Origin of the sequence: Chitinophaga eiseniae (assembly GCF_012641265.1) — a bacterium.
Classification (GTDB): domain Bacteria; phylum Bacteroidota; class Bacteroidia; order Chitinophagales; family Chitinophagaceae; genus Chitinophaga; species Chitinophaga eiseniae_A.
In genome coordinates this window covers 66,444-80,737 of the sequence record NZ_JABAHZ010000010.1, presented here as the reverse complement: position 1 = coordinate 80,737, position 14,294 = coordinate 66,444, and the positions used below count along the sequence as shown (strand labels likewise).

The 14,294-nt window shown below is 46.8% G+C and carries 11 protein-coding genes; 3 read left to right on the top strand and 8 right to left on the bottom strand.

What is annotated here, in order from left to right; genetic code table 11:
• Positions 1-139: 139 nt before the first annotated feature.
• The 3 genes from HGH91_RS28090 to HGH91_RS28080 are packed head-to-tail and all read left to right on the top strand — an operon-like array spanning position 140 to position 3,053.
• Entirely contained in the window at positions 140-1,759 is a 1,620-nt protein-coding gene (locus tag HGH91_RS28090) for a hypothetical protein (RefSeq protein WP_168742578.1), read from the top strand.
• Between the two features lie 5 nt (positions 1,760-1,764).
• The gene (locus HGH91_RS28085; protein WP_168742577.1) at positions 1,765-2,856 is read left to right on the top strand and encodes an ImmA/IrrE family metallo-endopeptidase; all 1,092 of its coding nucleotides are present in this window, start codon (positions 1,765-1,767) and stop codon (positions 2,854-2,856) included.
• Complete coding sequence (locus HGH91_RS28080) at positions 2,853-3,053, top strand: hypothetical protein (protein WP_168742576.1); 201 nt, start codon at positions 2,853-2,855, stop codon at positions 3,051-3,053. Before HGH91_RS28085 ends, HGH91_RS28080 begins: the two co-directional genes overlap by 4 nt.
• A 78-nt stretch (positions 3,054-3,131) precedes the next feature.
• Here HGH91_RS28080 and HGH91_RS28075 read toward each other — a convergent pair whose 3' ends face one another.
• From HGH91_RS28075 to HGH91_RS28040, 8 genes are all read right to left on the bottom strand, one after another.
• Positions 3,132-3,773: a response regulator gene (locus HGH91_RS28075; RefSeq protein WP_168742575.1), complete on the bottom strand. Its 642-nt coding sequence runs from the start codon at positions 3,771-3,773 to the stop codon at positions 3,132-3,134.
• Positions 3,770-5,779, bottom strand: coding sequence for a sensor histidine kinase (locus HGH91_RS28070; protein ID WP_168742574.1), 2,010 nt, complete (start codon positions 5,777-5,779; stop codon positions 3,770-3,772). Before HGH91_RS28070 ends, HGH91_RS28075 begins: the two co-directional genes overlap by 4 nt.
• A 27-nt stretch (positions 5,780-5,806) precedes the next feature.
• Positions 5,807-7,081, bottom strand: a complete 1,275-nt coding sequence (locus tag HGH91_RS28065) for a hypothetical protein (RefSeq protein ID WP_168742573.1) — start codon at positions 7,079-7,081, stop codon at positions 5,807-5,809.
• A gap of 72 nt (positions 7,082-7,153) precedes the next feature.
• Positions 7,154-7,732 (bottom strand): hypothetical protein, encoded by a 579-nt coding sequence (locus tag HGH91_RS28060; protein ID WP_168742572.1) that lies wholly within the window; start codon positions 7,730-7,732, stop codon positions 7,154-7,156.
• Positions 7,733-7,906: 174 nt separating this feature from the next.
• Positions 7,907-8,938 carry a hypothetical protein gene (locus HGH91_RS28055; protein WP_168742571.1) on the bottom strand — a complete coding sequence of 344 codons (1,032 nt, stop codon included), beginning with the start codon at positions 8,936-8,938 and terminating at the stop codon, positions 7,907-7,909.
• Between the two features lie 12 nt (positions 8,939-8,950).
• On the bottom strand, positions 8,951-10,243 hold the full coding sequence (locus tag HGH91_RS28050; protein ID WP_168742570.1) for an OmpA family protein: 1,293 nt from the start codon (positions 10,241-10,243) through the stop codon (positions 8,951-8,953).
• Positions 10,244-10,484: 241 nt separating this feature from the next.
• Positions 10,485-10,862: a cupin domain-containing protein gene (locus HGH91_RS28045; protein WP_168742569.1), complete on the bottom strand. Its 378-nt coding sequence runs from the start codon at positions 10,860-10,862 to the stop codon at positions 10,485-10,487.
• A gap of 156 nt (positions 10,863-11,018) precedes the next feature.
• Entirely contained in the window at positions 11,019-14,291 is a 3,273-nt protein-coding gene (locus tag HGH91_RS28040; protein WP_168742568.1) for a TonB-dependent receptor, read from the bottom strand.
• Positions 14,292-14,294: the final 3 nt, after the last annotated feature.

The following is a 14,294-nucleotide window of genomic DNA, read 5'->3' as shown; positions in this document are numbered from 1 at the left end:
CCGGGAAATACACCCTGGCAAAAATGGGGAGGTTTCCCATTTCCCAGCTACAGCTCTGATAATACCTTTGTATTGGATAAATCAGCCATTCTCCGTCGGTTGTAATGTTTATCCATACATTCATTAAACTCTACACTATATGAAACAGTTCCCCTATTTACTGCTAATGGTGCTGCTATACCCCTTTTTCCTATCCGCACAATCAGTTGGTGGCTCAAAAAAGAAAAAATGCAAAGGTTGCAAGTCGATTATCAGCCTTGCTCCCATTACGATAGATTTTACAGCCAAAGAGAACGTGGTATATCAGTCTATTGTCCCTCAAAATTCCAGTGTGGACATCATTATTGAGAATGTAAATCTTAAGGTCGTGGATACAACAAAAAATATTGAAAGGCAGACTTTCAACGAGATCCCTCCCAAACTATTTGAAACCCTTTCCAAAGCAACACTTCCGGACGCCGGAGAGCCTGGTGCAGGTATGGCCAGCAGGGAAACAACTCTATTTAGTGCTTCCCAAATTCATTCAGGACGTTTGCAGAAACAGAAATTTGACTTGGAGCAAAGATATAAAAAGATAAACGGCCAAATCAATGATCGTTTGGACAATCTGAAACTCTATAGAGATGTCATTTACCAAGTTAAATTCCTTTTGCAATACCAAAACGATTTGACATACAAACAGAATGATTGTAACAAGAGATTGGACGACCTAAAATCGGAAGTTGACAAACTTACACAGGATTATTTTAAGAACGAAAAGATGGGTGTAGAATCCGGTGATAGGGGCGCAATAACAGCGCGGACGCAATATGCTGACAATAGGGGCATTATAAGCAGGCATATTGCATCACTGATTGCAAAGGAACAGGAGACATATGACAAATTGGTTGTATTATTTGCTCCCGGCAATATGTCAAAACTGGAAGAAGATATCAACGCGCTCGGCGCAGAGATACAAAAAGTCAATGTAAATAGAGCTCCAGAAACCCAAGCGCTTGCAAAAGAACTGAGGGACAATCCGCAAGTTTTGGAATTGGAACCAGCGTTTACAGATCTCAAACATTATTACGAACTGGCTGCAGTCCCCAAGCTGCATGCCGATTTCTCAAACTTCTCGACAACGGGTAAAGATGAACTACTGAAAACATATGATTATTTTGAAAGAGGACATTTTGTCCATGTTGTTTCTGTTCCTCTGATTAAGGAAGATGAAGTTAATGTCTCCATCGACATTACGCCGAAAACAGGTGCTCCCTGCGCAGTTGTGCCCAGACATTATACTCTTACTTTCCGCCCTAAGGGGAAAATAAAGATCGATTTCAGTTCAGGATTGTTTGTCAACTTTGGAGGAAATGATTTTAAAGACCAATCCTACCGTTATGAGGATATTGAAGGCAATGGGGATTCCAGTGTGATCAGGAAAAACAAGGGGAAAAATTCTGTCTTTCCATCAATAGGTGCCTTGATGCATATTTACTGGAGAAATGGAAAAGATTTTCACCCGGCTTTTACCTTCGGACTGAGTACCAAAGACCTGGACAGAATCAATTATCACCTTGGCGGCTCTCTAATTTTCGGGTATTCACAACGTTATATCATCAGTGCGGGAGGTACGCTTACTAAAGCCAGACTCATAGATGACAAGTACGAAGAGGGCCAAAAAGTACGCAAGCCAGATGTTACCGCTACTGTACCTACTGCAAATTTCAATCGTTTCGGTTTTTTTCTATCATTCACCTATAACGTTTCTGCAAAATAGTTACTATGAAAAAGTACTTATTTTTCCTACTGCTTACAGTCATTTGCAAAGCGGCTGCTCAAGACACTATTTCTCCCTTTGTGTGTTCTTATAAATGTGAAACTACATTTTCAGGCTTAAAAGCGAACTGCGTTAATACACAGTCTATTCTTAATGCCTTGTCACTGGAATCCGGGAGCGTGGATCCCTATGCGGAGTTTCAAGGTGTCATCGATTTGCTCACTAGCATGGACAAATCCAAGCCATTCCCTTTGCTATATTCTTTTAAGCCTTGCGCAAGTGTATGCAATGCCGCATCGATCACCATCGATTCACTTCAATACATCTATTATAATCAGGATTTTCTAAACAAGATCAAGGGGACGGAAGAAAAGCAAAAATGGGCGATTCGTTGTATTATCGCCCATGAGATCGGACACCACGTACTAGGACATACCTATCCTGGATATAAACCTTCCTCCATGGAAGAACAAAGAAAAAATGAACTGCGCGCAGACCACTTCAGCGCGTTCGTAATTAAACATTTTCCCGGAGCTACTTTAGAGAATGCTTTTGAAGGACTGAATACCCTGGACCCAGCAAATTACGAACCTCAAACTTCCTCACAAGAACCACTGAAAATATATCCTCTGCTCTCTAGACGGTATCAAGCAGTCCGTGAGGGGTTTGATTCTCTAAGAGCACCTGTCACGCTTTCAATGTATAAAAACATTATCGACTCGGTAGCTGTAAAATACTTCAACGAAAGAGGACAAAGTCTGATTTTCAATATACTGAGCATGTCACTATTGACTGACAAAATTGATCAAGCAGAAAAAATACTCAAGGAAATCAAGCAAACGGACCCGGAATTCTTTAACCACTATAATCTGCAAGATTCAGAAAATTTAGTAAGAAAAAAGATAGAAGCTGTTAAAAAAGAAAAGGAGATAAACATACACCAATTATCACCTAAACAACAAAAACAGCTGAAAAAAGTAGAAATCCAAATATTGCAGGATAATCTCAAACAATTGAAAAATGAGAGCCCTTCAGAAAAGATGGAAGTGGAAAAAATACGGAATCAGCTTGAAGAGATGAACAAAGAACAACAATGAACGTTAACGAACTAAAGGACAGCTATAAAAATATGAATGTATTATACAACGCAGCACCCAGCGGTAGCATTTACAACCAGCAGATTAAATTCGGTGGATTCCTGTCGCTGAGCTATACTATTTTCAATATCAAATCCACCGGCAATCCCAACAAGATTGGCGCCACCACCAGCACCAGCAATATCACCGCCAATTAAAGAAGAGCACTGACCCCACCCCGATACCTGGCCCAGGAGGCGTGATACAATCGAAAGGTTGCTATCGCGCCTTTATTTTTATTCAATCAACCCTCTTTTCATCGCTTCTTTCACCAGGCCTACCGTATTCTTTACATCCAGTTTTTGGTTAATGTTCATGCGGTGTGTTTCCACGGTGCGCTGGTTAATAAATAATTTATCGGCAATTTCCTGGCTGGTTAACCCATCCGCTACCAGCTTCAGTATCTCTTTCTCTCTTTTGGTAAGTGGTACATCAAAGATAGATCTGCGTTGGCCGGTAATGCTTTCCTGCAATAAAATCTTCTTGATGGTTTCATCGATGTATTCGCCACCGGCCATTACGGTTTCAATAGCTTTTACAATCACGTGTTTATCGCTGTTCTTGATGAGATACCCTTTGGCGCCGTTGCGAAACACCTGTTTCACATAGTTGGAATCATCGAAGCTGCTGAAGGCGACCACTTTGATTGATGTATGTTTCCGCACGACCTGCCGGCATAAGTCAATGCCATCGATACCCGGCATCTGGATATCCATGAGTATAACATCCGGTACGGCTGTTTCGAGGTAGTCGAGCAATCCGGCGCCCGATTGCGCGGTATGGATAATTTCCAGGTGAGGAAAGGTTGCCAGCATCGTTTTCAATCCATCCAACACGACCGCATGGTCGTCTACAATCGCTAACTTACATGTATTCATACCGTAGCATTTTCTGTTTTTAATGCGGTGATTTCAAACTCAAGGTACGCACAAACGCCGTTTTGCTCGGAGGTCTGTATATCAATTTTTCCATTCAATGCGCTAACGCGGGCACGCAGGCTCCTCAGCCCCATGCCGTCGGTGGCCTCGTCTTCCCGGAAGCCTACGCCATTGTCTTCAATAGAAACAGAGAGCAGGTGATCCTGTTCTGATACCTGTACCATGGCCTGGGTGGCCTGTGAATGTTTGATAATATTATTCACCAGTTCCTGGACAATACGGTATACCGACAGTTCAAATCCATCTGTATACCGGTTAATATCTCCCCAGGAATCGTAAATGATCTGTAGCGACTTCCTGTTGTTAACGCTATGGCAGTAACGCCGCAAGGCCTCATCCAGCCCATGTTGCAAAAGTACTTCCGGCATCAGGTTATGGGAGGTTTTACGGATCTCTTTGGTCGCTTCATTGAGCAGTTTCATACCTTGCTGATATCCTTCTGCATTTACCAGCTCATCGTCGTCAGAGATGCTGCTGAAATGCATTTTGGTGGCGGCCAGCATACCGGCTACGCCATCGTGTAAATCTTTGGCAATACGACTACGCTCTCTTTCTTCCCCCTGCATCAATGCCTGTAGCAACTGCAGTTCCTTCTGCTGCTGAATGGCTTCCAGGTTGCTTTCATGGAGTTTTCTCTTAGCCCGGCGCTGGATCACCAACAGCGCCACTATCAATAATGTTACTATTAAAGCAGCTATCGCGAAATACATATAGTTACGGTTCTTCTCTAGTTGAAAATCTTTCTGTGCCAGCTCTTTCTCCTTCTGCACTGTTTTATACTGCGTTTCCAGTTTGGCGACGATATCCCTGTTTTCCTTGCTCAACAGGGAATCTTTATAGACGTTGGCTTTCCCGAGATAGTCAAAGGCCGTTTTGTAATCCCCCTGCGCATATTTGGCATTGGCCAGCTTTTCATAAATATACCGGCCGTAAAATGCCAGGTTGTTGATCACCTTCAGCTCCTTTACACCTTCCTGCAGGATCGCTTCTTCCTGTTGGTACTCCTTTTTGGAATGATAGGCATCGGCTATATCCAGGAAGGCCGACATATACCCCTGCGGGTCCACTCCCTTCGCATAATACAATACCTTCCTGCCGGCCAGGATAGCGGAATCCGGCAAGTTCAGTCCTGTATAGCACACCGATAATAAATGGAATACTTTTGAAGTGACCATCGGCTCGTTCACCGACGTGGCGAGCGACAAAGCTGTTCTTGCATACTTCATTCCTTCCGGGTATTCTTTCTTTACCTCATAAATATGCCCGGTAGTTACCAGTGCCACTATCAGCCTGGGCGTATCCTTCACTTCCCGGGCAACGCGAATCCCTTTCTCACCATATTCTATCGCCTTGGGAAGGTCTTGCATGTTACAGTACAGGGAAGCTATATTGGTATTCAACACAGCATAAATAGACAGCACCTTTGCTTGCTTTGCTTCTTCATTATTTTCCAGCATTGCATTTTCCACCGCCTGGATACCCAGGAGATAATAAGCAATGGTGCTATCTACCTTTTCCATCTGCCGGAAGGCCTGGGCTATATTGTTATAAGCCGCTATAATATTGATCAGGCTTTTCTTCTTTTTGTAATATGCCAGGGCAATCTTATTGGCGTCGATAGCTTCGTTAAAAGCGCCCAGGTTGGTTTTCACATAGCCAAAACGCCGGTAAGCCAGTATCTCACCTTCCTCGTAATGCAGGCGCTGACTGATCTTTAAGCCCTGTTCAAACAAACGCAATGCAGTGGTATCCTGTTTGTCCAGCAAGGTAGTGCCATAAGCGATCAGCCGGTTTACCTTGGCGGTGTCGTCCGGCATCCGCTGGATAACGGACAAGGTAGTATCCTGGGCATGGGAAAAAAGACCGGCACATAACAAGCCTGTCATCACTACTATCTTCCGTAACATTCCCGGATAATTCCTGGTATCATCTGCAAAGCAAGTCATTATCTGATTGAATTTTTATTATCAACGTCATTGGGTAGGCACCCTGAAATACCCTTCTATCCTGGCATTTGCCACTTTATCTCCCGCTGCCGTCATCTTCACGCCTTTTTCAATGAGAAAGGAACCAGTCAGAAATTTCTCGCCATTCACCGGGAAATGGTTGAATTCCAGGTAACCCGGGCTGGCGACTTCTTCCTGGCTATCACCCACTAAATCCACACAGGTATAGAAATGGGCTCCTCCCTCCGGGGTATATACAAATCCAGGAATGGACGCATCGATACTACTTCCCCACGATAAGCGCGGTTTGTTGTCTTCCTCCCAAAGGATGGATACACCAGCGCCATTACTGTTTTCTCCCAATATCTTAAACGGCTGCGTATCGTAGCTACAGTCCTCTTTGGTAAAGTGAATCCAATCGCCGCCATTGATGCGAAACACGATCCCTTCATAGATCACCGTAATATTGGAAATAAGCAATATTTTCCACTGTGGGGTATTCAGCTCTATCGACACGGCGGCTCCTCCTTTCCCGGTATTCATTGTTTTGGGCGCTTCATAGGTAGCGGATGATCCATCGGGGCTCAGCGTTCCAATACCTGATAACCGCCAGTTCTTAAACTTATCCGATGGCAGGTCATGCGGCGATCCCAGGGGAGCATCTTTTCCTTGCTGACCATCTAATGGCACCAGCAGATCATCATCTTCCAGGTATTGCACCGCCTTTATTTTCACCGCGTCTCCTACCAGTACTATAGGATTTTCGGGGATTAAGCGCATCGCTTCAAACTGGCTCCAGTCACTAAAATGATTGGTCAGGACGGTTGCCTTTTTTGCTACGGTATCTACACTCCCGGTTCTCACCGACTGCCACACGCCGCGGTCATCCTGGTAAGCGATACCCTGTACCTGGGGCACTTTGGGTCCCTCTTCGCCATAAATATACGAAAATGAAATACTCACCGGTTTCTGAAAAATTTTGCCATGGGGAGTTAACCGGTAGGCGAGACCATTGCCCGCGGGGTTGGTGTTGGTGATAGGTTGTATTTCGATGGTGGTGTCGCCGGGCAATGCACCCGCCGGAATAACAATAGCAATGCGGCCATCCGCAGTGGCAACAGTGCCGCCATTTGCCCCGATGCGTTTGCGGGTGATGTCGCCGGTGGCGGTACCTTTTCCGTATACTACACCGCCTTTTGCCGGCGTTACGTCGTTACCGTCGTGATGCGGGCGGCAATAAGCGCCCAATATCCACATCAATACCAGTAAGCAGGAGAAATAGCGTTTGTTATAATTGTTCATATATCCTTTTCTTAATTGTTAGAAAAAGGGCGATGGCAGGACCCTTGCGCATCCTGCCATATACCGCCCAGGTTAAAAGACCAGTGTAAGTCCAAGTTGCAGGGGAGAAATACCATAGCCCACTTCTGCGTAGGCGCCTATGTGTTCATTAAAGAGATAACGTCCGCCGGCATGCAGTTCCGCATCCACGTTGCCGCCGGAAGTTTTGTAGTCGGTTGTATAAGCGGCCTGCCCTTCATCGCCAGGGAATAACACGGTATACTTGTAGCTGTAACGCCGGTAAACAAGTCCCGCACCTGCGTATACATCCAATTTAGGATTGGCGAGTTGCAGCAGTTCATTAAAATGATAAGAGCCCCTGGCTTCAAATATCAGGTAAGTGTATTTGTCGTCGGTGGCAAACTTTCTTTTTACATAGCCCAGCCCCACGCCGGCGCTGATATTTTTTGCTACGCCATACTCATACGAAGCGGTAAAGGGGAATCCGCCGGTGCCGGCAAGGCCATAACTTCCAATGCCCACGCCCACGTTCAGGTAGCTGTTACCTTTTACTGCGGCAATGCCGCTGCTTTTTTTACTTTGGGCGCTAACATTGTTCAGGAAAAAAGCAGCGATAAATACGCCTGCAAGCAGTAATTTTTTGTTTTGCATAATTTTGTTGATAATTGATTACAGTTACAAAATTACCTGCATCGGGAACGGGAAATATTTGTACCGTTACTGAAATTGAAATCTCCGTATATATACTTAGATCCATTACCAGCGCAAATAAAAAAGGTACAGCAAACTGCTGTACCTAACGGTAAAGTACAAACGTACCTGTACTTACTTTGTATCCGGCATGCCCGCTCCTTCCATCTTTCTGTAGGTTTCCAATGTTTCTTCTACCATTTTACGACTGCCTATAGCTGCCTGCGCATTGGCCACTGTCATGGTGGTTACGCCATTCAGCGCTACCACGCCATGCCATATCCGCTCCTGGCAATCGGCAATCATCGCAATGAGCTGCCGGTCGGCGCCGGTCAAATTACTTCCGTTGCCGGTAGCTTCCAGCAAGGTATCCAGGCGATAAGCACATTGCCGGAGCATGACTTCGTTGGCCTTCCACCAGCGATAATAATCGTTGTGCCGTTGTATGTACAGCAGCTGTCGCTTATCATCCGCCGCTTTCAGCACTTTCACCAACTGTACCGGGTCTGGCACTTCTGAAGTAACATCACTGTTCTCAAACACCTTTATTTTTTTCAACGGCACCTTTGCCTGCGCTGCCAGCATTTGCTGATCAATGGCCTCCATCTCCGGGTCTGCCGAACGCACGCGCTGCAACAGGTTCCGTTCAGCCGCTTCTTTGAAAAAGACCGGCCAGTTTATCAACCGCTCCACATTCAGCAACTGCTGGTAGTAGTTCTTCCCCTGGGCGCTTAAAGGAGCGGCCACCTTTGTCCATGAAAGCTTAGCGGCGGCCAGCAGCGGTCGTTCTTCCATCAGCAAAGCAAAAATAGCCAGCTGCCCTTCCGCATCCAATCCATTCGATGCCTGCCGGAAACGCTGCATCATCTTTTGTTCTTCTGCTTCGTACTTGCCCGGAGCAGCGCTGGCCATATCTTCCCGGAACCGTTCAAAAAATGATTGCAGGATCATGGTCCGTTGCGCATTAGGCACTACCAAGGCGGCCGATAATGTTGCATCCGGGTTATTTCCCATCGACCGCAAAGTGAGGTCCATGGAAGAAGATACAAAGGGCATCGTTGCCAGGTAATCGTCAAACCGTGCATCACCAGGCCGTTGGGCAAAAATCTGCTGTGGAGCAAAGAGACATAATACCGCTAAAAAACGTTGATATATTTTTATATACATCGTACTGCCTGTTTATTGTTTAATAAATTCTACTCTCCGGTTCTTCGCCTTTCCTTCTTTGGTACTATTATCTGCAACGGGCTGCCCCTCTCCTTTTCCATCAGTTTGCATGCGGCCTTCACTGATGCTAAACTGGGTGCTTAATGCCGTTTTTACCGCGGCCGCCCGGCGTTTCGACAAATCAAGGTTCTTTGCATCATCGCCATCACTGTCGGTGTGACCCACAATCGTTACTTTCAGAGAGCTGTTTTCTTTCAGCGTCCTGGCAATTTCCTGTAGTACGCCTGTACTCTCCGGCCGGATATGATCTGAGTTCACATCAAACAAAATACCCGTGGTGACTAATTTCCCTTCGGTGAGCAGTTTACTGCGCATATCGGGCGTTCCCTGGGCAACACGGATATTGCTGACATAATAACCTACATCGTAGCTGCTGCCACCAGTCTGAAACTCGAGCCGGTTGAACGTTGCGCCTGTTGGCACAGCCTGCGGCAGATCGTATACTTTCTCTCCGTTTATCCAAAGACGGAAACGTTCTTTTTGTACCCAGATGGCGAAATGGATCGTTTTTTCCAGGTAGGCGGCAAACTTCGGCTGTTCCTTATTCTCCGACCTGAAATAGCCACCCTGGTTACCACCGGAAGTACTTTCGAGGTTGATAGTGCTATGCTCATCGGTATAGGGCTGAATAGTAAATCGTATATCCGCTTTGCTATCAAAGGCATTATTAAAAAACTGGCGGGCTTTTTCGTCGCCAGGTTGCACGCTCATCAGTCGCACCACAAAATCGGCGTACGAAGTATTGTTCACATTTTCGGGCAAATGCAATACCGCATCAAACTCGGCGGTGAAATTTTCGGGTAGTGTTTTGATGTATGGTGAAACAAAATGTCCGTCCTGCATTAAACGCAGCCATTGCCCGGGCTGTTCTTTGATCGTAACGGTTTGGCCCTGGTTGTTGGTACTCCATTTCAGCGGAAACTCTCCCACTACATCCTGTGAAAAGTCTTCTGCATACATGATATTTTCACCGGGAATAAAATCATAGTGCGAATAACTTTCGAAGGTGCTCCCCGGCTTTTGCGATTGTATTGCTTTTCTTTCCTGGTCGCTACTTTTCTTTTTTGGGGTATTTGCTTCCTTCTTCACGCCCTGCTCTGCTTTATCGATGGCTTTATCCATTCCTTCGTCTGTACGTTGCTCCACCCGGTCTTTTACTTTACGGGAGAATTTATCCAATAAATTTTCCTGGCAAAACCCTGTGACGGTGGGGAAAAACAACAGTAATAAAAACAACTTTTTCATGGTAAAATATTAAATGATCAACACTGCAAAACTACCGGGGTGCGTGCCGTCATTTCTACGTATAGATACTTAGTTTTAAAAACTAGTAGGGATTACATTCCGGGGAGAACGTAAATAGGGCCAACAAACAAGTGAAACAACAAGAACTAGTGACAGGGGGCTCGCTATAGCATAAAACAGACACTATCTGCTTCTATAGCAAACAAAAAGTGGGCAGGGTTGGGTAACAGAGGGGAGTAACTTAATCTTTCATTTCTACCATTATCAGTTTAATGGTGGTTTTTCCGATATTTTTAGCCATATGCGTTACTGCAGGCACATAAATAGCGGTTCCGGCTTTGATATCCTGGTCCTGGGCAGGTTTATCCTTCTCGGTAAGCCGAACCTTCCCGGAAGTTTCCGCATATACCACATGGTTAGGGTGACTATGCCAGGGTACTTCCACACCTGGTTTCATTTCCACTTTTAGTACACGAACATGTTCGTTGTCCAGCAGTACTTTATTGTAGTTCGCGGGAGCTACTTTTACAACATCCTGGGCCAGTACGGTTTGAGGCATGCAAAGGAATAATGCTGCTGCTATCCCCAGCAGGAATGTACATTTAGAGATTGATTTCATAACCAGGGGTTTAAGTGAAGAATTTCTGGCGAAGTTAGCCCCTGGGGCATGATGCGCGAAGCACCGGTTAGTATCTGGTGTGCTATAACGGAAATCTGGCGACAGACCATCGATAAATGGTAAACTGCCGCCAGATGTTTCTCTATATAACAGTTGTTAGAAAGAATACCTGAGCCCTAATTGTCCCTGTGCCCTTGAATTAAAGTAATCGATGGCATAAGGTTTCCCCGGGTCGGCGAACCTGAATACCGGGTAGTTACCCGCATTTTGCTTCTGCGGGAATAATACCGGCGCCAGCCCCACGCTGGCGGTAGAATTGAAGGTATTGGGTGAAAAGTATACCCGTCCCCAATTCGCATTGATCAGGTTGGTAAAGTTCATGATATCTATCGTGAGGGTAATAAACCTGCTGCTCTTCGAAAAATGGAATTCCTGCGCAAAGTGTAAGTCTGCCGTAGTGTTCCAGGGAGTACGCCCGGCGTTCCGTTCCGTAAATCCGCCACGCCGGCCACTGAGGTATTTGTTACCATCGATATAGGTATTAAAGGCATCGGCCTGTTGTGCCGCCGTAACAACAGCACCACCGGCATCGGTGTAATCCTGGAAGAAACGGACCGCTTCATCGCGCTGTGGAATATAAGCCAGGCTCAGTTGCTGTGGCAATCCCTGCAAGCTGTTATTCACGATACCATAGGTAAAGGGACTGCCGGATTGCGCACTTACAAACAGGTTCAGGGTGGTGGTCCATTTTTCGTTCCAGGCATGCTGATAGCCCAGGTTGATAATTATCCGGTGACGAATATCGAAGTTAGACCAGGCCAGGCCGGCATTATTCGGATTCAGGGCCTGGTTGAGCTGCCAGTTACTTTCCATGGAGTTACGGATGCCATTGAAGGCGTCTTTAGAGCCACCGTATGTATAAGCCACCGACGCGTTGATCCCTATGTTAAACCGCTTGCTCACGGTACCAGTTACCGAATACCGGTAGCCCAGGCTGGTGTTGCTCAATTCATAGGCATTCGCAAAACGAGGGTCAACGGAACCGCTGTATACTGGTTGTTCATGCTTGGTGTCATAGCCAAAGTAGCGGGGATTATCTTTGATGTTTACCTGCTGGAAATACACATCCTTGATCGTTTTGGTATACAATCCTTCCAGGCCCAGTTTATAGCCACTGAGGGTGGTATAGTCCAGCGCGAGACTGGTACGCAATACCTTCGGCATCGCAAAGTTATTATCGACCAGGTCTACCTGGGTTTTCCCCGCCTGTGGACTGTTCACAGCCGTGCCGTTCTTCGCAATAAAGTCGGCGATGCCGTTGGCGCCAGGCTTAACAGGATCGGTTCCGGCAGCAAAGGGTTGCTGGTCGGCCTTCTGGTCGTAAGAGCCGTAATGGATGCCAGTGTTGTAGAAGGCATATCCCAGCCAGGCCAATGGAATACGACCGGTGAATAACCCGGCGCCTCCTCTCAATACCAGGCGGCCATCGGTGCTTACATCATAACGGAAACCAATACGTGGTGATACCTGTATATGATTCAGATAGTTGTTCGTAATGCGCGACAGGGGCGTATAGGTATAGGTATTTCCGAAGTAGCTATCTGTATACGCAGTTTTCACCTGGTCGCTCAGCGGCTGCTTACCGGGCACGAGGCTATAGTCGGCCCGCACCCCGGGGGTAATACGAAACCGGTCTGTAATCCTGATCTCATCCTGGAAATAGGCGCTCAGCATATCTACATCAAATACGGCTTCGGGATGCAACAGGATATAATCCCGGCTATTGTTGGTGTAATTATAGTTGCCCCGCACCCGGTAAGGATTACCATGCAGGTAGTCTTCTATGCTCAGGTAGTCGACCCTTCCATTCCAGGAATTGACAAAGCCATAGCTGATATGATATAATTCGTTGTGGGTACCCAGCAACATGGTATGTTTTCCTTTGTGCCAGGTGAGGTTGTTGGTAATTTCCCAGGTGCTTTGTTTCATGTTAAAGATAGCGGCTTCCCGGTCGGTACCCATATAAATAGTGGTTCCCGGCGTACGGCCCATGATCTGTATCTGTGGTAACGAGGGATCTGACAAGGGATCGCGGTAATCGTGTATAGACGTATAGCCCACGATGAGGCTATTGGAGAAGCCATTGTGGAATTTCGTTTTTAGCTCCGCTACCGTCGACGTTTGATTATTGGTTTGCCGGTAGGCCATGGAGCTGAAACGGAAATCCATCTGATCGCGATCCATATTTACCGAACGGGAAAAGATGGTATTGTTGCGGATAGACAGCTGGTTGTTGTCGTTGATGTTCCAGTCGAGCCGGTTGAAGTATTTTTCCGACCGCGCCTCGCTGCTGTAGGCGCCGGCTGTTCCAGGATCGAAGATGGCGCCATAATGCCCGATGGTGAAGTTGCGGATATCGTCGGCATCTTTCGCACTGAGTATCTGCGCGGTTTCCGGCTGGCCGGCCATCAGTTGGGCAGGATCCTGGCGGCGCGTAATTTCTTCGTTGGTAAAAAAGAACAGCTTATTCTTGATAATAGGAAAGCCTACACGAACACCGGCCTGGTAATCATAAAAATCGCTGTTCATTTTGCCTAATGAGCCTATTTTATCTTTCCCGGTGATGGAAGCATTGCGTCCGAAAACATAGGCGGAACCGGTAACAGTGTTGGTTCCGCTGCGGGTAACTGCGTTGATACTCCCCCCGGTGAAGTTACCGATCTTCACATCGTAGGGCGCCAGGTATACCTGCATGTCTTCAATGGCATCGAGCGAAATAGCGTTGGAGCGCGTACTGGCGCCGGGTGCGCCGGAGGTGCCGGTAATCCCGCCTGCAGAGGGACTGAAGCCAATAGCATCGTTGTTGATGGCGCCGTCTACGGTGATATTATTGTAGCGAAAGTTGGTGCCTGCAAAGCTGTTATCTTTCGATCCCTGTGGTACCAGCCGGGTAATATCCTGTAAGCTGCGGTTAATCGTAGGCAGGCTATTTAACTGGGTACGGGTAATATTTTGTGCGGTGCCATACGTATTAGCTTTGGCGGTTCGTGGCGAGGACTGAATCACAATTTCCGCCAGTTGTTTTTGTTCTCCCGCCAACATAAAATTCAGTTGCTGTGGCTCACCCAGGCGAACCGTTACCTGTTGCATGCTGGTAGTCTTTTTACCTACCATGCTCACCGTTACCTTATAAGGCCCGCCTATACGTAAGCCTGGCAGGAAGAAAGCCCCGGTTTTGTCGGCCGTACCGCTGTAAGTAGTACCGGAGGGTTGATGTATGGCCACGATGGTGGCGCCGGCCAGGGGCAGCCGGCTGCTGTCGGTGACCTTCCCTATCAGGCTGCCATCCGTTTGCTGGGCGGTTGCACTGGCTATGCAGCACAGGAAAAGCGCCAGCGTTATCCACCCCTGTTTTATTCTTTTATTCATTTG

Bases quoted from the DNA above. Each gene is read 5' to 3' on its own strand.
- HGH91_RS28065 (WP_168742573.1), bottom strand. From the start codon at position 7,081: ATGAACAATTATAACAAACGCTATTTCTCCTGCTTACTGGTATTGATG.
- HGH91_RS28090 (WP_168742578.1), top strand. From the start codon at position 140: ATGAAACAGTTCCCCTATTTACTGCTAATGGTGCTGCTATACCCCTTT.
- HGH91_RS28085 (WP_168742577.1), top strand. From the start codon at position 1,765: ATGAAAAAGTACTTATTTTTCCTACTGCTTACAGTCATTTGCAAAGCG.
- HGH91_RS28075 (WP_168742575.1), bottom strand. From the start codon at position 3,773: ATGAATACATGTAAGTTAGCGATTGTAGACGACCATGCGGTCGTGTTG.
- HGH91_RS28080 (WP_168742576.1), top strand. From the start codon at position 2,853: ATGAACGTTAACGAACTAAAGGACAGCTATAAAAATATGAATGTATTA.
- HGH91_RS28060 (WP_168742572.1), bottom strand. From the start codon at position 7,732: ATGCAAAACAAAAAATTACTGCTTGCAGGCGTATTTATCGCTGCTTTT.
- HGH91_RS28055 (WP_168742571.1), bottom strand. From the start codon at position 8,938: ATGTATATAAAAATATATCAACGTTTTTTAGCGGTATTATGTCTCTTT.
- HGH91_RS28050 (WP_168742570.1), bottom strand. From the start codon at position 10,243: ATGAAAAAGTTGTTTTTATTACTGTTGTTTTTCCCCACCGTCACAGGG.
- HGH91_RS28070 (WP_168742574.1), bottom strand. From the start codon at position 5,779: ATGACTTGCTTTGCAGATGATACCAGGAATTATCCGGGAATGTTACGG.
- HGH91_RS28045 (WP_168742569.1), bottom strand. From the start codon at position 10,862: ATGAAATCAATCTCTAAATGTACATTCCTGCTGGGGATAGCAGCAGCA.
- HGH91_RS28040 (WP_168742568.1), bottom strand. From the start codon at position 14,291: ATGAATAAAAGAATAAAACAGGGGTGGATAACGCTGGCGCTTTTCCTG.